Annotated in this window: 27 protein-coding genes, 5 tRNA genes and 1 pseudogene; 1 reads left to right on the top strand and 32 read right to left on the bottom strand. The window is 51.4% G+C overall.

The annotated features are described in order from the left end of the window. Window positions 1-182: 182 nt before the first annotated feature. The 13 genes from DWZ16_RS12240 to DWZ16_RS12190 form a co-directional block, all read right to left on the bottom strand. The gene (locus DWZ16_RS12240) at window positions 183-1,319 is read right to left on the bottom strand and encodes a sodium ion-translocating decarboxylase subunit beta (RefSeq protein WP_118522942.1); all 1,137 of its coding nucleotides are present in this window, start codon (window positions 1,317-1,319) and stop codon (window positions 183-185) included. Between the two features lie 562 nt (window positions 1,320-1,881). Then, window positions 1,882-2,271 carry an Asp23/Gls24 family envelope stress response protein gene (locus DWZ16_RS12235; RefSeq protein ID WP_118468531.1) on the bottom strand — a complete coding sequence of 130 codons (390 nt, stop codon included), beginning with the start codon at window positions 2,269-2,271 and terminating at the stop codon, window positions 1,882-1,884. Window positions 2,272-2,578: 307 nt separating this feature from the next. After that, the gene (locus DWZ16_RS16975) at window positions 2,579-2,872 is read right to left on the bottom strand and encodes a SpoIIIAH-like family protein (protein WP_412693878.1); all 294 of its coding nucleotides are present in this window, start codon (window positions 2,870-2,872) and stop codon (window positions 2,579-2,581) included. After that, window positions 2,869-3,309 carry a SpoIIIAH-like family protein gene (locus DWZ16_RS16970; RefSeq protein WP_412693875.1) on the bottom strand — a complete coding sequence of 147 codons (441 nt, stop codon included), beginning with the start codon at window positions 3,307-3,309 and terminating at the stop codon, window positions 2,869-2,871. The genes DWZ16_RS16975 and DWZ16_RS16970 overlap by 4 nt, the downstream gene beginning before the upstream one ends. Window positions 3,310-3,323: 14 nt before the next feature. Continuing rightward, complete coding sequence (locus tag DWZ16_RS12225; RefSeq protein WP_118482588.1) at window positions 3,324-4,004, bottom strand: stage III sporulation protein AG; 681 nt, start codon at window positions 4,002-4,004, stop codon at window positions 3,324-3,326. Next, complete coding sequence (locus DWZ16_RS12220) at window positions 3,979-4,647, bottom strand: stage III sporulation protein AF (RefSeq protein ID WP_118522941.1); 669 nt, start codon at window positions 4,645-4,647, stop codon at window positions 3,979-3,981. Before DWZ16_RS12220 ends, DWZ16_RS12225 begins: the two co-directional genes overlap by 26 nt. 3 nt (window positions 4,648-4,650) lie before the next feature. Beyond that, entirely contained in the window at window positions 4,651-5,859 is a 1,209-nt protein-coding gene (locus DWZ16_RS12215; RefSeq protein WP_118522940.1) for a stage III sporulation protein AE, read from the bottom strand. A gap of 48 nt (window positions 5,860-5,907) precedes the next feature. Further along, entirely contained in the window at window positions 5,908-6,294 is a 387-nt protein-coding gene (locus tag DWZ16_RS12210) for a SpoIIIAC/SpoIIIAD family protein (RefSeq protein ID WP_107001319.1), read from the bottom strand. 172 nt (window positions 6,295-6,466) lie between these two features. Then, window positions 6,467-6,661 (bottom strand): stage III sporulation protein AC, encoded by a 195-nt coding sequence (spoIIIAC, locus tag DWZ16_RS12205; protein WP_022359269.1) that lies wholly within the window; start codon window positions 6,659-6,661, stop codon window positions 6,467-6,469. 13 nt (window positions 6,662-6,674) lie between these two features. Then, on the bottom strand, window positions 6,675-7,196 hold the full coding sequence (locus DWZ16_RS12200; RefSeq protein ID WP_118522939.1) for a stage III sporulation protein AB: 522 nt from the start codon (window positions 7,194-7,196) through the stop codon (window positions 6,675-6,677). Then, window positions 7,187-8,242, bottom strand: coding sequence for a stage III sporulation protein AA (locus DWZ16_RS12195; RefSeq protein WP_118482583.1), 1,056 nt, complete (start codon window positions 8,240-8,242; stop codon window positions 7,187-7,189). Before DWZ16_RS12195 ends, DWZ16_RS12200 begins: the two co-directional genes overlap by 10 nt. Window positions 8,243-8,297: 55 nt before the next feature. Further along, a complete protein-coding gene (locus DWZ16_RS16965) occupies window positions 8,298-8,765 on the bottom strand; it encodes an MATE family efflux transporter (RefSeq protein ID WP_412694344.1) in 468 nt (155 codons plus the stop codon). Beyond that, on the bottom strand, window positions 8,651-9,682 hold the full coding sequence (locus tag DWZ16_RS12190) for an MATE family efflux transporter (protein WP_412694343.1): 1,032 nt from the start codon (window positions 9,680-9,682) through the stop codon (window positions 8,651-8,653). The genes DWZ16_RS16965 and DWZ16_RS12190 overlap by 115 nt, the downstream gene beginning before the upstream one ends. A 138-nt stretch (window positions 9,683-9,820) precedes the next feature. On the opposite strand from DWZ16_RS12190, the gene DWZ16_RS12185 reads away from it, so the two are divergent. Beyond that, on the top strand, window positions 9,821-10,042 hold the full coding sequence (locus tag DWZ16_RS12185) for a hypothetical protein (protein ID WP_107001315.1): 222 nt from the start codon (window positions 9,821-9,823) through the stop codon (window positions 10,040-10,042). A 27-nt stretch (window positions 10,043-10,069) separates the two neighbouring features. Here the strand turns inward: DWZ16_RS12185 and rlmH are convergent, their stop codons facing one another. The 19 genes and pseudogenes from rlmH to DWZ16_RS12085 form a co-directional block, all read right to left on the bottom strand. Further along, complete coding sequence (rlmH, locus tag DWZ16_RS12180) at window positions 10,070-10,549, bottom strand: 23S rRNA (pseudouridine(1915)-N(3))-methyltransferase RlmH (protein WP_022359275.1); 480 nt, start codon at window positions 10,547-10,549, stop codon at window positions 10,070-10,072. Then, window positions 10,546-11,574, bottom strand: coding sequence for an alpha/beta hydrolase (locus tag DWZ16_RS12175; RefSeq protein ID WP_107001314.1), 1,029 nt, complete (start codon window positions 11,572-11,574; stop codon window positions 10,546-10,548). Before DWZ16_RS12175 ends, rlmH begins: the two co-directional genes overlap by 4 nt. An 83-nt stretch (window positions 11,575-11,657) precedes the next feature. Beyond that, window positions 11,658-12,334 (bottom strand): annotated as a pseudogene (locus DWZ16_RS16285) (DUF6320 domain-containing protein). A gap of 1,390 nt (window positions 12,335-13,724) precedes the next feature. After that, a complete protein-coding gene (locus tag DWZ16_RS12165) occupies window positions 13,725-14,426 on the bottom strand; it encodes a response regulator transcription factor (RefSeq protein ID WP_022359279.1) in 702 nt (233 codons plus the stop codon). A gap of 31 nt (window positions 14,427-14,457) precedes the next feature. Next, a complete protein-coding gene (locus DWZ16_RS12160; RefSeq protein WP_118522938.1) occupies window positions 14,458-15,237 on the bottom strand; it encodes a helix-hairpin-helix domain-containing protein in 780 nt (259 codons plus the stop codon). Between the two features lie 85 nt (window positions 15,238-15,322). Then, window positions 15,323-15,754 (bottom strand): DMT family transporter, encoded by a 432-nt coding sequence (locus DWZ16_RS12155; RefSeq protein ID WP_117796869.1) that lies wholly within the window; start codon window positions 15,752-15,754, stop codon window positions 15,323-15,325. Between the two features lie 130 nt (window positions 15,755-15,884). Further along, on the bottom strand, window positions 15,885-16,619 hold the full coding sequence (locus DWZ16_RS12150; protein ID WP_182427362.1) for an SIMPL domain-containing protein: 735 nt from the start codon (window positions 16,617-16,619) through the stop codon (window positions 15,885-15,887). Window positions 16,620-16,862: 243 nt separating this feature from the next. Next, window positions 16,863-17,717 (bottom strand): bifunctional 5,10-methylenetetrahydrofolate dehydrogenase/5,10-methenyltetrahydrofolate cyclohydrolase, encoded by an 855-nt coding sequence (locus tag DWZ16_RS12145; RefSeq protein ID WP_117796868.1) that lies wholly within the window; start codon window positions 17,715-17,717, stop codon window positions 16,863-16,865. Window positions 17,718-17,789: 72 nt separating this feature from the next. Next, window positions 17,790-18,122, bottom strand: a complete 333-nt coding sequence (locus DWZ16_RS12140; protein WP_117796890.1) for an AzlD domain-containing protein — start codon at window positions 18,120-18,122, stop codon at window positions 17,790-17,792. A gap of 41 nt (window positions 18,123-18,163) precedes the next feature. Beyond that, the gene (locus tag DWZ16_RS12135; protein WP_117796867.1) at window positions 18,164-18,910 is read right to left on the bottom strand and encodes an AzlC family ABC transporter permease; all 747 of its coding nucleotides are present in this window, start codon (window positions 18,908-18,910) and stop codon (window positions 18,164-18,166) included. Window positions 18,911-18,944: 34 nt separating this feature from the next. Next, window positions 18,945-19,253, bottom strand: coding sequence for a hypothetical protein (locus DWZ16_RS12130; RefSeq protein ID WP_107001309.1), 309 nt, complete (start codon window positions 19,251-19,253; stop codon window positions 18,945-18,947). 5 nt (window positions 19,254-19,258) lie between these two features. Next, entirely contained in the window at window positions 19,259-20,971 is a 1,713-nt protein-coding gene (recJ, locus tag DWZ16_RS12125; protein WP_117796866.1) for a single-stranded-DNA-specific exonuclease RecJ, read from the bottom strand. Between the two features lie 203 nt (window positions 20,972-21,174). Next, window positions 21,175-21,753, bottom strand: coding sequence for a M48 family metallopeptidase (locus tag DWZ16_RS12115; protein WP_333491457.1), 579 nt, complete (start codon window positions 21,751-21,753; stop codon window positions 21,175-21,177). Then, entirely contained in the window at window positions 21,716-22,141 is a 426-nt protein-coding gene (locus DWZ16_RS12110) for a hypothetical protein (protein WP_022358685.1), read from the bottom strand. Before DWZ16_RS12110 ends, DWZ16_RS12115 begins: the two co-directional genes overlap by 38 nt. Window positions 22,142-22,761: 620 nt before the next feature. Beyond that, window positions 22,762-22,835: transfer RNA gene (locus tag DWZ16_RS12105), tRNA-Arg, on the bottom strand. Window positions 22,836-22,991: 156 nt separating this feature from the next. Next, window positions 22,992-23,064: transfer RNA gene (locus tag DWZ16_RS12100), tRNA-Val, on the bottom strand. A gap of 61 nt (window positions 23,065-23,125) precedes the next feature. Next, window positions 23,126-23,199 (bottom strand) — tRNA-Asp (locus DWZ16_RS12095). 38 nt (window positions 23,200-23,237) lie between these two features. After that, window positions 23,238-23,311, bottom strand: a tRNA-Ile gene (locus tag DWZ16_RS12090). A 22-nt stretch (window positions 23,312-23,333) separates the two neighbouring features. Then, a tRNA-Asn gene (locus DWZ16_RS12085) sits at window positions 23,334-23,406 on the bottom strand. Between the last annotated feature and the right edge of the window lie 509 nt (window positions 23,407-23,915).

The raw sequence follows: 23,915 nt of genomic DNA, 5'->3' as shown, positions 1-23,915 counted from the left end.
TAATAATCAGGACAACGACGAAAATTCCCGCCATTCCTTTTCCCATAATTGCCAGCGAAATCAAAAAATTATTCCACATCCGATATTTTCCTCCATCTCAATCAGTGCAATGGCTGTCTCTTGATTTTTCATCATTCAAGTGCAGCCTTCCTTTTCCATTTTATCTGCCCGACAGACCTATATTACAAATACTGGCTTACCAGCTTAATAACCAGTCCGCCCGCGATGACCGAGGCGATCTGCCCCGATACATTGGCGCCGACCGCATGCATCAGGATAATATTTCCCTTTTCCTCCTCCATCGCCAGCTTCTGCACCACGCGTGAGGACATCGGGAATGCGGAAATGCCCGCCGCACCGATCATCGGATTGATTTTCGTCTTCAAAAACAGGTTCATAAATTTAGCAAACAGCACACCACCGATCGTATCAAAGATAAATGCAATCAGACCGATTCCCATAATCAGAAGTGTGTCAACCCGCACAAACGCATCCGCACGCATACTGAACGAAATCGTGATGCCAAGCAGCAAGGTAATCAGGTTTGCCAGCTCGTTCTGTGCCGTCTGGGAAAGTGCCGGAAGCACGCCGCACTCGCGGATCAGGTTTCCAAACATCAGAAATCCGACCAGCGCCACCGATGCCGGAGAAATTAGTCCGACAATGATAGTAACCACAATCGGAAATGCGATCTTGGTCGTTTTGGACACATTTTTCGGACTGTAGGTCATGTGAATCCGGCGTTCTTTTTTCGTCGTCACCAGACGGATCGCAAATGGCTGGATGATTGGCACCAGCGCCATGTAGGAGTACGCCGCCACCGCGATCGCGCCCACATAGTTGGAATGCATGATCTGGGAAACCAGAATGGAAGTCGGTCCATCCGCCGCACCGATGATTCCAATCGATGCCGCATCCCTGAGTTCGAATCCCATCAGCGATGCCGCACAGATCGCAAAGAAAATGCCAAACTGCGCCGCCGCACCAAATAAAAACATGATCGGCTGTGACAGAAGCGGTCCAAAGTCAATCATTGCCCCGATTCCGATAAAGAGCAGAATCGGAAGCGCCTCCGACGCGCTGATCGTCGTCTCAAACAGCCACTGTATAATACCCTGTGTCTCCCCGATGCCCTCCGTCACCTGGTTAATGACGCCGGATAATGGCAGGTTTACCATGATCGCGCCGAATCCCATCGGCAGAAGCAGCGCCGGTTCGTATTCCTTTTTGACCGCCAGCCAGATCAAAAGCCCGCCGATCAGATACATCACAAACTGCTGCGGCGTGATCGCCATGACGCCTTCCCATAAAAATTCCATGTTGTTCCTCCTGTTAATTTTGTTTTCCTTCATAAATATTCTGTTTCCTGGAGCCCCTTGCCAAGATACACCTGCTCTGGCAGCTGTCTTGCTTCGCGCCAGGTATACATCCATGTGAGTATTTTTGTTTCATAGGACGCAATTTCCTATGAAACATGAAAAGAATGTGCCTTGGCACATTCTCGCGCCGAGCGCGGTCGCTTGCGACATGTTTCTGCTTCGCGCGAGTGCGCATCCTCGCGGAGCGTTTTTTTGTTTCATAGGACTCTATTTCCTATGAAACAAAAAAGACTTTCAGCATACGTTTCATCCACATATGCTAAAAGTCTTGTTCCTCACATTTGAATCATACGGCACACGCTTTTTGTTACAAAAGCACACTGCCATCTGACTTACACAAGGCATGTAACCATGAGGTTTACTATCCTCAGGGTTTGTTGGTTACATGGTTATAACTACTCCCTTTTAACGCGATCATCATATCATACGGTTTTTTCCCCGTCAAGGTCAAACTGAGTATTTTGTGTTAAGAAAATGAAAAGCTACGAAAGCACTAAACCTGCTATGCTTCCGCCGGCATATTGACACCCGCGATCTTAATATTAACTTCCAGAACCATCAGACCGGTCATATTTTCAATCGCTGTCTTTACTTTGTCCTGCACCTTTTCACTGACTGCCGGGATGCTGTAGCCATATTTCATATTTAAGGACAGATCCACAACCACGTGATCCTCGGTTACGGTCACTTTCACGCCCTTGCTCAAATTTTTCATGCCGAGCTTTCCGACCAGTTCATTTGTGATATTGCCAGCCATCGAATCGACACCGTCTACCTCGGTCGCTGCCAGACCTGCGATGATCGCCACTACCTCATCGGCAATTTTCACTTCTCCAATGCGGTCCTTTTCATATACGATATGTGTGCTTCTATCTTCTGCTTCTCTCGCCATTCCAAATCCCTCCTGACCACTTCCATGTACGCCCGGAATCTTCTCTTCCCACAAAAAACAGATGCTCGAATACTTCCAGAAATACATTTCAATTAAGTGTTTTTATTATACCAAAAATACAGGAGTTTGCAAAGGCATTTCCGGTTCGAATCTCATCCGAGTTACTGTTCACGCATACGTGCCCAGTAACGGAATTTGCCGTGGCTTCGCATTTTAATACGGCAAATTCCTGCTGCCACCACGTTTTCTTACGGCACTTTCGGTTCCAAAAGTGCCTACCCGTGAACATTAACTCATCCGAACTTCCTCAATCTCCCAGGTTTAAAAGGGAAATCACGATATTTTCCGCCGATATCTCGGTTTTCCGTTTTACAATATCCTCGATCTGCGCGCGCTGCGGATCTGTGATGGACGGCGCGTTGACAACGACATCCACTTTTCCATCCGTGATGCTGACAACCGGATCGGCAAATCCTTTCGCCATCAGAAGCGTTTCCGCTGCATTTTCCTTCTCCGCTATCGCATTGAGTGCCAGCATATCCTGAACGGCTGCCTCTTTTGCCGACGCATCCAGATTTTCATTGTTAATCAGGGCATTCAGCGCTTCGCGGTTCTTGGCGCGGATCTGTTCACGGCTGAGCTGTACATTGCTATGTACTCTGCCACGCCGGTTCCGCCTGTCAAAACCGCCTCGCCCGGGTTATCGACTGCCGGATTGTCCGCAGATGCCTCCTCTCCGTCCGCCGCCCCCTGCGCTGTGCCCTCCTCACTGCCTGCTGCCAGCGGATCGCCCTCTCCCGGATCGTCAAGACTTGCAATCTCCTCATATTCACCGTCCGCCACGCTTCCGGACACCGCCTGATTTTCCGAATATATATCGCTATCTGAAATCTTGGTCGCCCCCGCTTCATATGTATCCGCCCCCGGCAGATCGGATTTTCCCGCATAGTTGAGATACCCCGCCGCCGCAATCATGATCGCCAGCGTCGTGATGATGATTTGATTTCTCCTGAAAACGCGTTTCATCTTCATTCTCATATTTGCATACTCCTTTATTCCACCCGCTTTAATACTTTTATTTTATGTGCCGGCAGTCCGAATAATGCCTGCATCGCTTCCGAAATTTCCTTCTGTACCGACGCATTTCCTCCTCCCTGTGCGCTGATCACGATACCGGAAATCTCCGGTGCCAGCTCTTTTTCAACTACCGGTTCCCCGCTGCCTGAACTTCCCGTCAGCACGGTGCTCTCCCGCAGCGATTCATCCGCCTGCTGCCGCGTACCACCCGAAGAATCCGTCTCCGAGGTGGACGCCCGGCTTCTCTCCTTATCCACCCGCAGCACCTTTTCCGAAGAAGAAAACAGAGTCAGCATCACATCCACCTCACCCACGCCGTCCACCTTCTTTAAAACGTCCCGGATCCGCTGCTCCAGGCGAAGCTCGTAGAGGCGGTTCGTGTCCTGCTTGGATGCAGTGCTTGGCAAACCTGTTTCGACATCCGAACCACTCTCTTCTGAACTTCCATTTTTGTCCTGCCCTGCTCTATGCCCAGAGTTTGTTTCTGTTTCACTCTCCGCCCATCTTTCCCCTGACCGCAAGACTCCCGTCTCACTCGTCTTCTTCCCAAACGGCGCATATAAGATCAGAATTGCCAGCCCAAGCACCAGCAAAATCAGCCATTTTTCATTTCGTTTGACCCATTCCTTGTCAAGGTTCCATCCTGACTTCCACATGATCCGCCTCCACCTGATAAAACGATGCCAGCCGCTGCTGAAGCTCCCAAATCTTTTCCCCATTCATCCATGAAACTGCCTGCGCGGCGGCGGGTTCTCCCTGCTTCTGCTCCTGTTTAAGTGAAATTTCAATCGGGGAAATTTTTTCTATTTCAATCATCGAACTCGGATCCTCCTGTTCCGCCGCTTCCATCCCCGCTTCCATCCCCGCCTCACTTCCCGCCACATACACCGTCACACTCCGCACCGAGGCAAATTGCTCCGACTCCGGATCTTTTTCCAGCTCTACGTCCGCCTTTTCCACGGAAAATCCCGCTTCCGCTGCCACCCGCACTGCCTCCTTGGACGCTTCCGCCTCATACTGGCTCAAAACCATATTTCTGCGCCGCACCTCTATCTCATCCATCTCACTTTTCAGCTCGCCCGCTTCATTTTCAAACGAAAGAGATGTAAACAGATAATTCAGCCGCTCCTCCAGACGCAGCCCGTCCGTCAGCGGCTTCAGCACAATCAGAAGCAGGATACAGCCCGCAAACAGACGGATATATTTTTCATACTTATGTGCGGGCAAAAGCCCGGTCAGAACGGTCAGAAACACTAGATAACTGACGATATTCCCCGCCCAGTGAGTAATTACTTCCATCTTCTACCCCGCAAAATAAGCCGCGTTCGTGCTCGCACACACCACCGCGATCGAAAGCGCAAATAACACCACCGCCGAACCAGCTGCTGCCAGCAAAAAATAAAATCCTTTCGCCACTGCGCCGACTGCCTCCACCACCCGGCTGTCACTGACCGGCTGCAAAAGCGCCGCGCTTCCCTGGCACCCCAGATAGAGGATTAAAAGTTTCAAAAGCGGCAGAAGCGACACCGCCGCCAACACAAGCACTCCCCCGATGCCCACCGTATTCCGAATCAGGACGCTGCTTCCAAGAAGTACCTGCGACACTGCCGCTGCGCCCTGTCCGATTCCCGGTATCAGGCTGACCGCCCGCCGCAGCGCCGTCTGGCGCACCGAATCTGTATACGGCGCAATCATTCCCTGCAGCACATGAAAGCCCAGCACCACTCCCAAAAGCGCCTTGCTGCCCCAGCGCATCCCCTGTTCCAGCAATTCCAACGCTTTTGAAAACAAATCCTTCGAGCTTAAATGTCCCGCCAGCGACAGCAGGACATACAACTGGGTGCATGGCAGAAACAACCGTAAAAACACCCATTCCGCCACATTGACAGAAGCAAGTGTCCACGCATATCCGGCTGCTGCCGAGGTACTTCCCCCGGAAAAGGAAACAGCCAGAAAAAAAGCAGGAACCAACACCCGGACAAATTCAAAGAGCTGCTCCAACAGTGTCCGCGTGATCCGCACCCCATTCAAAAAACTGGCGGCAAGCAGTGTAAAAATCAGAAGATACGTGACATAAAAGCCCATCTCCGATACCTGACTGTCGGCAAAGAGACTCGAAAAGCTGGCGAACACCGCCCCTAAAATTCCCAGAAGGATGACCTGCCCCATCCATCTGCCATTTTCTGAAATTTCCCGAAATAGGGCTGTCCGGCAAAAATCCATCAGCATCCGAACCACTCTCTGATAATTGCCAGAGAGAAGCATCGAAAGGATTTCCCGGAATGAAAGCCCCGGGACTGCCGAACCTCCCGCTTCCCTTAAAAATGCTTCGATTCTGCTTAAATCCAGTGAGTTCAGAAGAGAATCCATGTTCTCTCCAGAAACACTGAAATCCGAATCTTCAGATATCTTTTCACCATTTGCCGCCGACACCGTTAAATGATTTCCTGCCATCAAATATACACTCAAGAATATAACGCTCACTGCCCGCACAACCATCTTTGTTCCCACCGTCACCTGCTCTCACCATCTCTCCGCTTTTCTGCACTTACCACTTCCCTACGCCAAAAACTGCTTCACCGTCTCCAACAATGCCAGCAGAATCGGCATACTGACCGCCAGAATGGACAGCTTCGCAAATATCTCAATCTGTGTTCCCAGCGAACCGTACCCGGCATCCTTGCAAATCCCGGAGGCAAATTCGGCAATATAAGTGATTCCCGCCATTTTCAAAAGCGCCGACAAATACACTGGACTGATCCCGATGCAGGATTCCATCGTCCGAAGTGTTTTCAGAATCACTTCCAGCTTTCCCGCCGCATAGAAAAAGAGACACAACCCCGCCGCCATCACAATGTACGTCCCATACTCGCTGCCTTTTCCCTTGAGCTGGACTGCCAGAAGAACTGCCGTGATCCCAAGAACCGATACGGTTAAAATTGACATTTTTTACCGTCCTTCCCTGCAATGTACTCTCGGAGTCTTTCCCGCACTCGCTTTTTCGGCTGATTTTTCGCCAGCTGCACCCGAATTTCATCAACATACGCCTCAGAAATTTGGGCTCAACTGACAAAAAATCATCTCACAAAATCAAGCATAGAAGGATTCCGAGAGTACATTACAACGCAAACAATTCCTTCATCGTCTCAAACAATTGATAAATATACGGCACCATCCAGAACAGTACCAAAAGAAGACCCGCAAGACTTGTGAGAAATGCCTGTTCCTCCCGCCCGCTGTGTTTGAGAATCTGGCAGAGGACGGAAACCAGGATACCGACTGCCGCAATCCGAAATATTAGATTAACTCCCATTTTCTTCCCCCACTTACATCAACACCACTGCCAGAAACAGCCCGCCTAGTATCCCAAGCCCCCAGCACAGCCGTTTCTTCTCCGGCTCTTCCCGCCGTAGCTGCTCAATCGCCCGTTCCAATTCTTCCAGATACAGTGCCAGCGTCTTTTGCTGCATTTCCAGATCGAGATACCCGATGCTGTTTCCAAACCGGCACATCAGCTCCCATTCCTCTGTTCCTAACATCGGACGAATCCCCTGCTCTTCCAGAACCGCTTCCCAGATACTCCCAAACGGACACTCTGGATTCGCTTCCAGCCGCTCTCCTGCCACCAAAAATAGCTTCCCCGCTTTTCCATCCCCGCGTGCCCCCGCCCGGCACAGTACCAGAGGAAGAACTGCCTGTGTATACCCAATCTCTCCCCGCAGTCCCGCGGCAATCCGTTTTACTTCCTCCAAAAAACGCCTCCGGCCAATCAGGCGCAATGCCTCACCCCCGCCAATCCCCGCACACGATACACATACAAGGCAGATCCCAAGCAATTTTATCCACATATAAGCTCCTCGCCAGCTGCATCATATACCGCCTCCACCGTTCCCGGTCCGCGTCTATTTCCCAGCACCACATACCGCTCAAACCGTTTTTCTTGCAAAAAAGAGGACAAGCCCGGTTTTTCCCGGATGTCCTCCATCGAATTTCCATGTACGGTTGCCAGAATCCTGCAGCCACAGTTCATCACATAGCGAAGCGCCTCCAAATCATTCTCACCGCCGATCTCGTCCACCGCGACCACCTCCGGTGCCATCGAGCGGATCAGCATCATCATTCCCTCCGCCTTGGGGCAGGCATCCAGCACATCTGTCCGGCAGCCAACATCGTTTTGCGGGATTCCCTGATAGCAGGCGGCAATCTCCGAACGCTCATCCACCACCCCGACCGTCTGCGCCCTCACTTTTCCACCATGCTGCTTCCTCATCTCCACCATTTTTCCAGCTTTATTTTCATGTCCTGCACCTGCCTTAGGCCGTTCAAAGCTCCCCGTCAAAGCAGAGCCCCTATCCTTTCCCTCTTCTCCATCCGACACCATCCGGATCAGATCCCGCAGAAGTGTTGTTTTTCCGCATCTCGGCGGTGCAATCAGAAGCGTATTCCGGATACTTCCCGTCCCTGGATCCGTCAAAATCGACCGTATTTTTGCTGCACATCCTATCATCTGATGCGAAAAACGGACATTTAAAAAGGTTATCGGATGAATCGCCTTTATATGTCCGTTTTCCAGTATCGTCCTTCCAGCCACGCCAATCCGGTGTCCGCCCTGCACGGTCAGAAACCCCTGCCGGATTTCCTCCCCGTAAGCATAGAGGGAAGAACGAGCCGCGCATTGCAGCGTCTCGTCCACATCCTCCCGGCTGACCCGGAATCCACTTCCGGCTGTGTACTCTTTATTTTTATATATGTAATACAGCGGCGCGCTAACCCGCAGCCGTACCTCTTCCATTCCATCCGCCTCAAGCGGAAGCGCCAGAAGCTGCTCCCGGATATTCCGGGAGAAAAAATGAAACAGCGCCCTCACATCCTGCTTTGATTGTTCCTCCTTCATCAGCCCGTCCTCCTTACCTCAATATATGAAGGACTGGCTAAAATATACCATCCGCCTATGCATGCACGGACGCACTTTCCATCCGCCGCAGCCGTCTCACCTCCACGCCTGCCATCGCAAGAGCCACCACGCCCGCCACAAAGTCCGCGATCGGTCCGGCATACATGATGCCGTCAATGCCGATAAACAGTGGCAGAATCACAATCAGCGGCAGCAAAAAGAGAATCTGGCGCGTCAGGGACAGGAAAATACCCTTTTTCGGTTTTCCAATCGCCGTAAACAGGTTCGACGCAATCGGCTGCACACAGTTTAAGAACGTGAAAAACAGGTAAATCCGGAAATATTTTTCCGCAAACTGGAAATACATCTCCGATCCTTCCCCGAACAGCCCGATGATCGGACGCGGAATCAACTGGAAACACGCAAAGGACACCGCCGACACCGCAAATCCCCACCTGAGCGCCAACCCATACACCTGCCGCACGCGCGCATAATTTTTCGCGCCATAATTGAAACTTGCGATCGGCTGCATGCCCTGCGAAAGACCGATGACGATCGAAAAAAACACCTGATTGACCTCGTGATAATGCCGGCACACGCCAGCGGAATCGATTCCCCATAGTCCGAATGCGCACCGTAGTAGGTCAAGGATTTATTTAACACGATCTGCACCACCAGCATCGCAAGCTGGTTGAAAAATGCCGCTGCCCCCAATGAGGTAATCATGCTTACATATGTTCTCTGGGGTCGAAGATGCGCCGCTGTCAGCCGTCCGTTTTTGTAACGGCGCAGATACCGGATAATCAGGATTCCTGAAAAAATCTGTCCAATGATCGTCGCCAGCGCAGCACCCGCCATTCCCATATGTAATCCAAAAATAAACAGCGGATCGAGCACTGTATTGATCAGCGCCCCGGATAAATTGTAAAGCATCGCATTAAGCGGGCTTCCGTCCGCCCTCACCAGATGCCCGCCGCCGTTGGTCAGAATCAGAAATGGAAATCCCAGAGCCGTGATACCCGTATACGTTTTGGCATACGCCAGCACATTGTCCGGCGAACCGAAAAAGCGCAGCATCGGCGTCAGGCAAAAAAGCGCCACAGTCCCCAGAATCACACCGCTTCCAAACAGAAGCGTCGCCGCATTTCCAATATAAAATAACGCCTTTTCCCGATCGCCGCCTCCCAGCGTCAGGTTAAAGGACGCCGCACCGCCGATTCCAAACAGAAGCGCCAGCGCCACACAGGAGATCGTCAACGGAAACGCCACGTTCGTCGCTGCATTCCCCAGCTCTCCCACGCTTCTTCCGATAAAAAACTGATCGACGATATTATAAAGGGCGCCTACCAGCATCGCGATAATACTTGGCACCGCAAACTGCCGCAAAAGCCCGCCGATCGGCTCCGTGCCTAGTATATTTTTCTTCTGTACCTGTTCCATGAATCTTGATTCTCCTGTCTACGTTACTGCGAACAATTATCAGTCTACCTCTCGTTACTGATAATTTTTCCTCTTTACATGCCTTCCCCGCGCATGATACACTACCATCAGTTATTAAAACGGAAAGGACTTAATCACATGAATCTTTCATCCTTACTGCAATTTCGGGACGAGTGGGCGCGTTTCAAAGCCCGCCACCCTAAATTTTCCCCTTTTCTGAAAGCCGCCTACACCCGCGCGCTGCGCGAGGACAGCGTCATTTCCCTAAAAGTGACCGCCCCGGACGGAACCGAGGTGGCATCTAACTTAAAGGTCAAAAAAGAGGATCTCGAACTGCTCTCGCGCATTATGAATAGCTAATTTTTAATCACCCATCATGCATTATGTCTACTTATGATACGGTTCTCCTTTTATAATCCGGAAACTCCGGTAAATCTGTTCCAGCAAAATCACGCGCATCAGCTGGTGTGGAAAGGTCAGGCGCGAAAAGCTGATCTTCGTGTCCGCACGGTTTAACACCGCCTGCGACAACCCCAGCGAACCTCCGATGATAAACTGCAGATGGCTCTCACCTCGCACGCCCAGGTCTTCCATCCATGCCGCCATCTCCTCCGAGGAACGCTGCTTTCCATCGATCGCAAGTGCAATCACATACGCGTCCTCCTTGATATGCGCCAGAATCCGCTCGCCTTCCTTGTCGCGGATCTGCGCTTCCTGCAGCTCACTCGCCTTATCCGGCGTTTTTTCATCCGCCACCTGCACGATCTCCAGACGGCAGTAACGCCCCAGCCGCTTGCTGTACTCCGCGATCGCCGCCTCCAGATATTTTTCCTTAATTTTTCCTACTGTCACTAACGTAATCTTCACTTTTTAAGCTCCCGTTTTAAAAATGCCAACAGATTCAGCCGCGCCCGGTCTTCCGTCTCTTTGCGTCTCGTTTTTACCTTTTTCACGACCGTTCCCTCCGGCTCCCGATGAATCCGGTAGATGATCCGTAGATATTCCGCGACCTCTTCCCATGCCTCGCGGCTCTCCGGAATCAGGTCGAGTCCCATCTGAAATACATGGAACATCCCGTCATAGACCGAGCAGCGCACCTTGACGCCCTCGGCGCGCGCCTTTTTCGCTGCCGCCCTCGTATCATCTAAAAGCACCTCATACGCGCCCACCTGCATCAGCATCGGCGGAAATCCTTCAAAATCTCCAAACAGCGGCGACAGATACGGATTTTTCGGATTGGCATTCCCGATGTAGCTGCACTGGTACAACATATTTTCCTTCGAATTACCAAACAGTGGATCGATCGTATAATTTTCCTCATACGATGCCCCGCTCAGACTTACATCCGTCCACGGCGACATCGTGATAATGCCCGCAGGAAGCGGCAGCCCGTGATCTTTCGCATACAGACAGAGCGCCAGCGCCAGGCCGCCGCCCGCCGAATCCCCGGCTACCACGATCTGGGACGGCTGGTATTTCTTCTCTTCCAGAAGCCATCGGTACGCGTACACCGCATCCTCCAGCGCCGCCGGATACGGATGCTCCGGCGCCACCCGGTAGTCCGGCGTCAGAACATCCGCGCCGAAGCTGATCTGTGAATACTTAACCGCAAACCGCCGGTAAATATTTTTCATCGGACCGATATACCCGCCGCCGTGCAGCTGCAAAATGACGCGCCCCGTCACCGCCTGCTTCGGCTTCAAATATTCCATCACAAACTGTTCTGTTTTTACCAGCTCATAAATATATTCCGCCGGACATCTCCACGCCGGTTCGACCGGATTTTTCCGGAATTCGCCGGTCTGGATCGGCTTCTTTAACGATGTCTCCATCACGTCACTCATCATATCACGCGTCAGATTGCCTATCATGCTGACTGTTTTCCGACTCATGCTTCTTCCCTTTCTTTCATCCAAATTTTCAATCTTCGTATTTTTATAGATCGTTCCTTTACTGTGACCGATTTTCCTGCCATTTACACATGAAACCGCCTCTTCAATTCCCGCTTCACACTCCGGTCGCCCAGAATCACCGTCGCCGCCAGCGCTGCCACCGACACACCTGCTGCCAGCACCGTCAGACGCGATGATGCGTCCACCCGATTTTCCAGAAAATCAACGGCACAAAGCTCAGAAATGTAATTGTGATCTGATACATAAAATAGCTCTGCCAGTTCATCCGGTTGACTAACATCATCAGAAGAACCGCCGCCACCTCAAACAGTGCGACGCATGGGATCGCGTAGTCCACCGACCACCCCCGAAGCCCTGTAAGCGCGTCAATCAGAAGCAAAATTGCCTGAATTCCCAGGGACTGCCGCACCAGCGTTCCTGCCAGGCTCGCATGCCGCATGACCGAAAACCGCAGCGTCATCGCCACATATGCCGCCGCGCCCGCCGTCAGAAGCGACCATTTAAACGGAATCCGATGATAAGTCGCCAGATTCGTAAGCCCCGCCAGAAGCGATACGAGCACCAATGACACATAAAATCCCCGCACCGCACGGCGCACGCGCTCTCGATCCTGGGCAATCACTGGATAACGTCCTTTATCATGCTTCGTATCCGTGATTCCATTGCTCTCTCTCTCTACCCGGATGCCCTTTTCCTCCAAAAAGTGAAAGAAAAACTCCGGAAGCCGGTTCTCTGCCATCGCGCTCGTAAACGACAGGCATAATTTCCCGTCATACGCCACCGCCCCGCATTTCATCCGCTGCTTCGGCGATGCGCCGACAAGAAGCTGAAAGCCCTCGATCGAATCTTTCAATTCCTCCCGAACCTGCGCCGGTCCGATGTTGGAAAATGTCATCGTGTGGGCGCGGCTGGTGTGCAGAAAAATCAACTGCATCGCCAGATGTTTGACAAATAGCGGGATCGCCCGCACATACCATTTTTTCTCATTCGACACATTGTAGGAGATCGTCTCCTCCAGCCGCTCCTTCACGATCTGCTCATCCATCTGGCGGCTCACAGACGCAATCACTTCTTCCAATGCCTCCGGCGCCTTTCCCGCCGCCCACGAAATATTCACGACAGCAAAGAAGTTTGCCAGCGTCTCCGACTCAAAAAAACTCCGTAGGTTCACCGGAAGATTGAGCGCCACCGGACGTTTCAGCGTTTTCCCATCCGTCTCCGTCTGGATGATCGCCCAGAGAAGCACCGCCGCCAGATATTTGGTGATGCTGACCCCCACCTTCCTGCATTCCGTCTTCAGTGCCGACACCTCAATCGTCCCCTGCAGCACTGCCATCTGATCAAATGGGAGAAATTCCCCCTGAATCGCAATCGCCGGTCTGCTGTTATAATGCCGATGCGGCAGTTTCCGGTAATGTCGCAGATAATCGTCCTCCCGGAGCGGCGAAAACTCCCGCTCCTGCACCATAACCGGCAATTTTTTCACCAGTTCCAGATAATGTTCTGTAAGCCGTGAAGCAAACCGCAGCGCCCCCAGTCCGTCCGTCAGCCCGTGAAACACTTCAAAATTGATCCTGCATCCATAGTAGCTCACACGGAATGGGAACCGCGCCCCCCGGTGCGGATCAATGAAACGGCACGGTGCACTCTGTTCTTCTTCCACGCCCGGATTCCGGTTGTTCGTCTCAAAATAATACCAGAAAAATCCCTTCCGCAGCTTCACCCGGAAATTTTCAAACTCCAGAAGTGTCCGCACAAGCGCCCTTTGCAAAAGCTCCGGATCTACTTTTTCTTTCAGAACCGCCGAAATCCGGAATACACTGCTTAAATCCTCGCCCGACACCGCCGCAAAGAGCTTCGCCGTGTTATCCAGCCGCCTCCACGCGGCGCCCTGGATGCGAAGACGCTTTTTCTTTGGTTTCTTCTCTCGTTTCTTCTCCACTTTTTCTGAAACTATCTGTCCCGGCTCTTCCTGCTTCCCTGCAATTTCATTCTTCTGATCCTGTTCTTGGTTTTCCTCGTTCATTCTCTGCCCCATCTGCCTTTGTCACCTAAAGAAAAAGAGCTGCTGCCGGGATACACACTCCCCTGCAGCGCCCCTTTCATCCTCTTCTGAGTTCTTTTCTACATTACCGAATCCGGAAGTAGTACCCCACGCCCCATTTCGTATGTACATATTTCGGATCACTCGGACTCGGCTCGATCTTCTCGCGCAGCCGCCGCACATGAACGTCTACGGTGCGGACATCGCCGCCCGCCGCCGCCCGGTTGCCCCAGACAAAGCGCAGCAGCTCCTCGCGGCTGTAAACCTTGCCCGGATTGCACACCAGGAGCTCCAGAAGGTCAAATTCCTTCGCGGTCAGATTGATCTCGCGGGAAGCGATAAAGACCCGGCGGCTGTCCGAATCCAGCGTCAGATCGCCCGCCTCGATGACTTTCTTTGTCTGCTGCGGCTCCTGTCTCGATTTCTTGGAATTGCGGCGCAGGATCGCCTTGATGCGCGCCTTTACTTCCAAAATGTTAAATGGCTTCGTGATATAATCATCGGCGCCGTATTCCAGCCCCAGAATCTTATCCATATCGTCGCCTTTTGCGGTCAGCATAATGATCGGCATCTCGGAGAACTCCCGGATTGCCTGGCAGACTTCAAATCCGTTCAGCTTCGGCAGCATCACGTCCAGAAGAACCATATCATACTCCGTCTCCTTCGCCATCTGAAGCGCTTCCTCCCCGTCATAGGCGCAGGCAACTTCAAATCCATCCTGTTCCAGACTGAAACGGATTCCTTTTACTATTAATTTTTCATCATCTACCACTAATACCTTCGCCATTCTCCACCTCAACCACTATGCTTCTATCTCTCTATACTGTAATCTTATCTTTTATCTTCTGAAATGCCGCGTTCTTGATGCCAGGCACCTTCATAATATCCTCAATCGTCCGGAAACCGCCCCTCTGCTCCCGGTAAGAAAGAATCGCTTCCGCCCGCGCCGCGCCGATACCGTTTAAAGTCATCAACTCTTCTTTGGAAGCTGTGTTTAAATTAATCAATGCTGCACTGCTTCCAGATTTCTGCGAAGCTGACTCGCTGCCATTCCCAGCAGCGCCTCCGGCTCCCAGAAGCCCGGAGACATCCTTCCCTGTTTCCTGATATTTCCGAATCTCTTCCCGGCTCGGAATCCGAAGCTGCTGTCCATCCTCGATCGCCTGCGCCAGATTTACAGATTCCTGCGCCGCCTCCGACGTCATCCCGCCCGCCTTTTCAACCGCCTCATACATACGGCTGCCCGCCGGAAGCTCATAGACGCCCGGTGCGGCTACCTCGCCGCAGACGTGGATATATAGGATTCTCGATTCCGGCGTTTGGGGATTTTCTTTTGATTGCTCCTCAGGCGCAGCGTTCTCTGCTGCTTCATTATCCCCATCCACTGCCCCACCGTTTGACCGTTTTGCTGGACGTTCGGAGCTTTCCTGCGAATCATCCACTTCTTTTGAAAAACTGTTCTGCGTCTCCAGCACCACCGTCCGCTTCTCTCGCCGGCTCTGCACACCAAAACACAAAACAGCCGCCAAAAATACCACGCCGACTGCCCCTGTTCGCATCCATCGTTTCCGATTTACTGTTTGATTTGTCTGTTTCATCTTCTGCACCCCTCTTTTTCCGAGGCGCGTTTTGTCCGTAATTCTATTCTAACCAAAACCCCCTTTAAACACAAGCAGAAAATTTTTATTCCCATCTGAAAATCACAATCCCCGCAATCGCAACCGCCGCCCCGATCGCCTTGCGCCACTCAAATCCCGCTTTCTCCACACCGAACCAGCCAAACACCTCAATCAGGTACGCCACCAGGATCTGCGCCACGACGATCAGAAGCGCTGATTTTGCCGGTCCCAGCGCGTCAAAGCTCTTGATGACCGTGTACGTGATAAATGCCCCGATCACGCCGCCGGTCAGCATATACCGCGGTTCGATCTGCCAAAGCTCCGATACCGCGCCGCGCCCCGTAAAAAACCACATCAGCAGGCAAACCACAAACGCACTTATCTGCACCCAGCCAGCCGATACCCACATGCTGGTCTGCTTCATCACGGCAGAATTAAACACGCCCTGTATACTCATGAGTGCGCCGGAAACCAGCGCGGTTATCATTCCCCACATAAAAAATAAACCTCCGCATTCTGTTCTACATTCTCATGAAACAGCAGCCGTTTCCGACCATTCATTTCACACTGTTAGTATCCCAGATATGCGAAGGTTTATACAATTTGTGTTTATTCCCTTTTCCTGTTTAAAATCCGATTTTTCCTCCGAAACCAGACAACCTTTCATGCAGCTGATCCCTATTGAATGGAAAACGTAGCCGACACCTCTGCCTCAACATCCACCTGCCCCGCATCAGGTTTCTGCCTGCACCCGCATCTTCCATCGCCATTTCCTTCATCGCCATGCCGCTGCTGTAAGAAGTGTCATAATAACGCGCCTGCTGCCCGCTGCTGTACTCCTGCACATTCGTCATCGTTCCCAGCTTGCAGCCGCCTGCCTCCGCCATCGCTTCGGCTTTCACGCGCGCCGACTCAATGGCTTTTTTGAGCGCTTCCTGATAAATCTCATCAAAATTGCTGCACTGGTACTGGACCGAATCGATCGAATTGATACCCGCATTGACCGAATCGCTGATGATCGCCCCTGCATCCTCAATCGCAACATCCGATACAACCACCTCCGTCGTCATCTCATAACCAGTGATCTTCTTGCCGTTGTCCCAGTCATAGATCGGATTCAGCCCCAGACCGCTCGTCTGCACCGAGGTATCTGCAATTCCCTTTTCCTTCAAAAGCGCCAGAACCGCATCCAAATCCGTCTGATTCTCCGACTGGCAGGTGCTCGCATCCGCCGCCTGTGAATAGACACTGTAGGTAATTTCCGCAATATCCGGCTCCGCTTGATTTTCTCCTGGCTCGTCACCGTGATCCCCGTATTTTCCGCCGACTGCACCGTTACCGATGCCGGTGCGGACGTACAACCTGCCAGACCTGCCGCCGACGTCATTGTCATCGTGCCTGCTGCCAGCAGAAATGCCATCCTGTTTCGCATCATCCCCATTTTTCTCATAAAAAATTCCTCCCGTTTTTCTGTTTCATCCGTGAATTCCACCCCACAATGAGTTCGGACCTTCCGGAACAACTGCTGGTACACTGTCATTCTTACTATAGTTATACCTGAAAACGAGAGGAAATGTATTGCTTTTCTCTTAACTTTCTTTCGCTTATTTATTACTATTTTTTTCCTGTTTCATCCGTGCTGCGCGCACCAGATGCTGTGCCAGAACCGCCGTCGTCACGCCGCCGACACCGCCCGGAACCGGGGTTGCCGCCGAAGCAGTTCCTTCCAGATCGGCAAAATCCACATCGCCGCAGAGTTTTCCATTTTCATCTACATTGATCCCAACATCAATGACAACCGCATCCTTTTTTACATAAGTGTGGTTAATCATCGCTGCTTTTCCCACGCAGGCAGTCAGAATATCCGCCTCCCGGCATACCTCCGGCAGGTTGGCGGTTCTCGAGTGGCAGATGGTCACGGTCGCATTTTCATGCAGAAGCAGCATCGAAAGCGGGCGTCCCACAACCATGCTTCTTCCTACGACTGCCACCCGTTTGCCAGAAAGCGCGATATCGTTCATTTTCAGCATGCATACCACTGCCTCTGCCGTACACGGCGCAAAACCGCTCGTATCGCCGCTGAACACCTTTGCGATATTAACTGGGGAAATACCGTCCAGATCCTTCGCCGGATCGATCATTTTTTCAATATCCTGCTCGTTGATCTGTTTTGGAAGCGGGCGCAGCATTAAAATACCGTCCACCGACGCATCCGCATTGATCGCCGCAAACTCCCTCTTAAATGCCTCGTCCGAGATATCTCCCGGAAATACCTTCGATTCCACCTCAAGCCCGAACGATGTCAGCTTCTTCGTCGCGCCTTTCTCATAGGAAATATCATCCGGATTCTCGCCCACCCGGATAATCGTCAGTTTCGGCACCCATGTCAGGGTTTCCAGCCCTTTTTCCACCTGCTCTTTCAGCTTTGCCGAAACAGCGGCTCCCTTCATTGTAATCATCTTGTCTGCACCTTTCGTTTTTATTTATGATGAATTTCCCGCGCTTTCGCGCATATTCATTTTAAATTTTTCTTAAAATGAAAGCGACGCCAAAAGACCGGCTCCGCCTGCCATCTCAAGCAGGTAAACCGTCACAATCGCCGCGATCGCCACTACCACCAGGCTCTTTCCCTTATATCCCAAAATCACCGCTACGATCGTTCCTCCGACCGCCGAATAGAGATGTCCTGTGGAGGTAAATACATCCGGAAATGTCAGTGCTCCCAGCACTGCATACGGCGTATAATCTAAGAAAGATCGGATAAACTTCGAACGGATCTGTTTCCGGAAAATCGTAACCGGAAGAACACGTGGAATATATGTAACCAGTGCCATCAAAAGGACACAGGTCAGCACGTATTTCATATCGAGTGTTCCGGCTGCTCCTGCTGCCTCTGCTGTATTCATCATTCTGCCCCCTCTTTCTGACTCTCGTCCTGACCGGCTTCTTTACCGTCCGGATCATGCGGGAATTTCCATGCACCGAACGCCGATGCCGCGATCGTAACCAGAATCACCCGGAAACCGGAGGAAATACCGGCAAAAACCGGAACATATTTTAAAATGCACACCATCACAACTGCCAGAATGATGACGCAGCACACCGACCGCGATTTGCGTGCCGCCGGCAGAATCAGCGCAATAAACATCGCGTACAGGGCAATTCCCATCGCATTCTGCAGCGCCTGCGGCAGAACCGCCGAGATCGCGCCTCCCAGCCAGGTTCCAAGATTCCACCCCAGAATCGGCATCGTGATAAGTCCCAGCATATACGACGCTTTCAAAATGCCCGGATGCAGGGAACTGACGACAAACGTCTCATCCGTGATGCCGAATGCCAATGCCAGGCGCGCCCCGGTTCCCGTCTTTTCATCGAGCTTCTGGGACAGGGACAGTGACATCAGCATATAGCGCAGGTTGATGACAAACGTCGTCAATGCCACCTCAAAGTACCCAGCCCCCGCCAGAATCAGGTTTGTCCCTGCGAACTGTCCGGCGCTCGTTAAGTTCGTCAGCGATATAAAAACTGCTACCCAGACCGGCAGACCGCCCGACACCGCCAGGAAGCCAAACGTAAAGGAGACCGGCAGATACCCCAGTCCAATGGGGATACCGCTCTTTAGCCCCTCATAAAATGTCTTTTTCCAACTCATTCTACTTTTTCACTCTTTCTGTTCACGCAACCGTCTATTTTTCAGGCTTCACATACCGCGCATGCTGCCCGTTCAGCCACTCTACCCCGCTCACAATTCCTTCTTCCGAAAATGGAAATTCCTCGCGGGTCTTCTCCTCTTCCGGCGTTGCGTCGTATCCATATGGTTCCGGCCACGATGTCACGGTCAGGACTGTCTCCTCGACCGTCTCGCCATCTGCGCCGTCTTCTTTCGGTACTTCGCGCTTTGTCATCTCCATCCGGTAGCGCATCCCGGTATCACTTCCGGTAAATTTTTCTTTTTTCAGGAAATTGACCGGCATCACATCTTTTCTCGTTATCATGCCATTTACCCCCGGAATTTATAACGGCGGATCACCGCCTGCAGCGTTTTTCTTCCATTGTACTCATTGATGTCCGGATAATACACGACGTCGATCTCTCGCCGTCCGGCGCGCTCTTCCTCAAACGCCGTTCCGTCACCGAAATATAGCGCCTCGATCGCGTGTCCGTCTGTCTCTTCCAACGTCATTTTTACGACATTCCGGTTGCGCCCCAGCACGCGGCTTGCCCGGATGCGGAGTGATTTCTCTGCAAACAGCGGTTTTTCGTTACCCTGTCCAAACGGTTCGAGACAGGAAAGCTCTCTCACAAGCCGTTCTGTCACATATCCCACCGGCATCGGCACATCGATCCAGACTTTCGCTTTAAAATCTTCCTCCGTCAGCCCCGCATTTTCATTCAGTCTGCGCCGGAACTCGTCAATGTTCTTCTCTTCCAGCGAAAGCCCGGCTGCCAGCGGATGCCCGCCAAATTTGAGCAGCAGATCGCTGACCTCTGTCAGCTTTTTAAACATATGGTACTCATCAATGGAACGTCCCGAGCCTTTGACCGCCTCCTCGCCGCGCGTCAGCACGATCGCCGGCTTCTGATAATATTCCCTCAGACGCCCTGCAATAATGCCCGCCAGCGATTCATGGCATTCCGGCAGAAAGACCACCAGCACCTTGTCCTTCTGGTACCAGCTCTCTACCTGCAGCTTCGCCGCCTCAGTCCCCTGCTCGGTCATATCCTTGCGGGTATCATTTAATTCCTTAAGTTCCTCTGCCAGGCGTTCCGCCTCTTCCTCACTCTGCGCCCGCAGAAGCGCCAGCGCTTCCTTTGCCGTTTTTAATCGTCCGCCCGCATTCAGGCACGGTCCAATGACAAATCCGATATGGTATGCTGTGATCGCCCCCAGATCAAGATTATTTTTCTCCGCCAGTCTGCGAAGCCCTAGATTTTTGGTCTGCGCCATCTTTTTAAGACCGTATTTTACCAGAATCCGGTTCTCATCCTGCAGCTTCATCACATCACCGACCGTCGCAATCGCGGCAAATTCAAGCAAATCCAGCCATTCCATCTGCGGCACGCCCCGGCGGGCATATAAAACCTGCACCAGCTTGTACGCCACCACTGCGCCGCAGATCTCCGGAAATGGGTACGGACAGTCTGCCTGTTTCGGATCGATCACCGCATCCGCCGGTGGAATCTTCTCTTTTTCCCCATCTAAGGGCACCTCATGATGATCCGTGATGACAACCGTCATGCCATATTTCTTCGCCAGCTCCACCTGATGGAACGCGGAAATACCATTGTCACAAGTCAGAATCACCTCCACGCCGTCCGCGTGCGCCTGTTCGATGATCGATTCATTGATTCCGTAGCCATCCTTGATGCGATCCGGTATCTCAAAATCTACATCACTGCCCAGCCGTTCAAATGCCTGCAATAATATGTACGTCGAACAGACGCCGTCAATATCATAATCACCGACGATCCGTATCTTCTTTCCAGTATCCACAGCCTCGCACAGGATGGAAACGGCATGCTCCATATCTTTTAACAGCATCGGATCATACAGATCATCCAGCGTGCCATTTAAATAGCGGTCGATCGCCGCCTCTCCTTCGATCCCACGATTCCGGATAATACGCGCCGTAACCGGATCGATCCGAAACCGCGCCCCGATCTGCTTAAAATCTGCTTTCTTGGTCTGAAGCATCCAGACTTCTTCTGCCATTTTGTTCCTCCTATTATCTAGATGTACTCTCGGAGTCTTTTTTGCACTTGCTTTTGTGGCTGATTTTCCGCCAGCCGCACCCGAATTTCAGAGGCGGACGCAACGCCAACGCCTCAGAAATTTGGGCACAACTGACAAAAAATCATCTCACAAAATCAAGCACAGAAAAATTCCGAGAGTACATCTATGTCTGTGCTTCTTTTCTATATCACATACTCCCTAAGCCGCCTGCGCCGTTCCCGCCAGTCCGGCAGTATATTCTCCACCTGCGTCCAGAAACGCGCGGAATGGTTCATTTCCAGCCGGTGTGCCAGCTCATGGACAATCACATAATTCATCAGATCCTCCGGCAAAAGTGCCAGCCGCCAGTTAAAATTTAGGTTTCCAGCTGCGCTGCAGCTTCCCCAACGCGTTTTCTGGTTCCGGATTGTGATTTTTCCATAGGTTACGCCCATGCACGCCGCATATAAAGCAACCCGGTGCATGAGCACCGGGCGCAGCTTTTCTGTGAAATTTCGGATTTCTTCCGCTCCATATGTTTTCCGGTTCCTCTGGCGTTCCACCGCTTCTTTATAATGGACTTCTATCCAGTCGCGGTGCTCCTCGGCAAACCGCATCGCAGCCTGCACCGAAGCCCTCCTCGGAATCCGGAGTACCAGGCGTCCTTCCGCCGTGATCTGGATGGCGATCGTCTTCCGGGAAGACCGAACCACCTCACATGGAATCAATCCTTCTTCCGGCTCATCAGATAACGGAGAATGCCATGGGTTTTGTATCCTCAAGTATTGCATACAATTTCCCGTCTCTTTCATCGATTGTGCGCGCCGCATCTTCCAGTGCGCGTTCCAGACGTTTTTCCAGTTCTTTCTTCTCATCATCCGCCGCTTCATCCCGGATTACTTCCAGGCAGTAATCATCTGCCAGGCGGGCAGCCAGCATCTGTACCAGACCATCCAATGTCTTCTCCGGTGTCTCCAGAATTTTCTTAAACTCCGGATCCTCCGGCTGTTCTTCTGTATCCATCTCATACGGATCCCGCTCGTTCATCTCAATCACATTCATCCATTCCGGTTTTTCATCGGCATTGGTAAAATTCATCTGACCGACCAGGCAGTCGTAAATCTCTGCCTCGCTCGATATCTGCTTCATATCTAACTGAACTAACTGCATCTCTTCTCCTTTCCGCTGTGTCAGAATCCGTGATGCATCTCCCAGCTTCTTCCCAGCCTTTCTATTTTATTCTGCCCACTTAAAACCTACGCGTTCAGCAGCGCCACCGCTGCAAAAAACGGCACCAGCCATTTAGCGACAGAACCAATTTTTATCAGATATTCTGTTTTCATAATTCCTCCACGCGGTCTTTCATAGAAACCGCAAAGCTATCTGCCTTGATAGGGACAGCCCTATTATTATATCGGTCATGCGGTAAAAAGTCAATTCCGGGCTGTCGTAAACGGAATAAAGAATGTGCTCAGGGTTACGGTTCGCACACGTGTGCCCATCAACGGGATTTTGCCGATACTGCACATTCTAAATCGACAAAATCTGCTGCCAGAACTGTATCGTACGGAATTTTCAGTTCAGAAAATTCCTACCTGTGAACAGTTGCTGCCTTGACACATTCTCGCGCCGAGCGCGTCGCTTGCGACAACCTGCATCTTCGCGCAAGTGCACGTCATTGGCACGTTAGTGCATTTTTGTGTAATAGGAAATTCCTTGGAATTCCCTATTATACAAAAAAAGCACCCTCAAAAGGATGCTTTTTGCTCTCTGACAACCAGAGAAATCGACGTGCGTGAGAAGATTCGAACTCCCGACACCTTGGTCCGTAGCCAAGTGCTCTATCCAGCTGAGCTACACACACATACTTTTTATTCTTAACGAACAAGTCATATTATACAACTCATTCTGAATAATGTCAACTGTTTTTTAGATTTTTTTAAATTTCTTTTATTGTTGATTCATTTCAAATTATATCGATATAACAACCAGAAATTCTTCTTACTTTCCAACAATGAAATGGGGCCTACAGGGCTCGAACCTGTGACCCTCTGCTTGTAAGGCAGATGCTCTCCCAGCTGAGCTAAGACCCCATTACGATACTCTGTCCCTCAATCCGCTTACGCGAACCAATTTATAACAGTCGTATCAAAACGACCCGGATGGGGTTCGAACCCACGACCTCCGCCGTGACAGGGCGGCGCTCTAACCAGCTGAGCCACCGGGCCAAATATTAAATTATTTATTTACCTCATATTGGGTAGAGTGGACCTTCGGGGACTCGAACCCGGGACCGACCGGTTATGAGCCGGTTGCTCTAACCAACTGAGCTAAAGGTCCATAAAGTATATGGATCAAAAAACTCCCCGAGTAGGACTCGAACCTACGACAGCGCGGTTAACAGCCGCGTGCTCTACCGACTGAGCTATCGAGGAATATTGCTTTCCAACAACGTAGATAAGTATAACCGATTATATTTTAAATGTCAACTACTTTTTCAAAAAAATCGAAAAATCTATTCTTTTCATCGGATGTTACCGTCTTCTCGCTGCATGAGCAGCATGACGCATCCTTAAATTTCTGGTTCAGAACTCATATAATCTTGGCAAAAAATGTACCTTGGCACATTCTCACGCTGAGCGCGGTCGCTTGCGACATGTTTCTGCTTCGCGCGAGTGCGCATCATTGGCACGTTAGTGCATTTTTGTGTAATAGGGAATTCCAAGAAATTTCCTATTACACAAAAAACCGTCGTACATTTCTGTACAACGGTCTTCTTTATATACCTTCAAAACTGCACACTGAATTTCTTCTACTTCTATCTTTCATCCTTTTAGGAAATAACTTCCTCTTACCTATCCTTAACCATAACCTTTTGGTTAAGCCCTCGACCGATTAGTAACAGTCAGCTTCACGTATTACTACGCTTCCACCTCTGCCCTAT

This window comes from Clostridium sp. AF29-8BH, assembly GCF_003478145.1.
Taxonomy (GTDB): Bacteria; Bacillota; Clostridia; order Lachnospirales; family Lachnospiraceae; genus Otoolea; species Otoolea fessa.
This window is presented reverse-complemented; position numbering and strand designations above follow the sequence as displayed.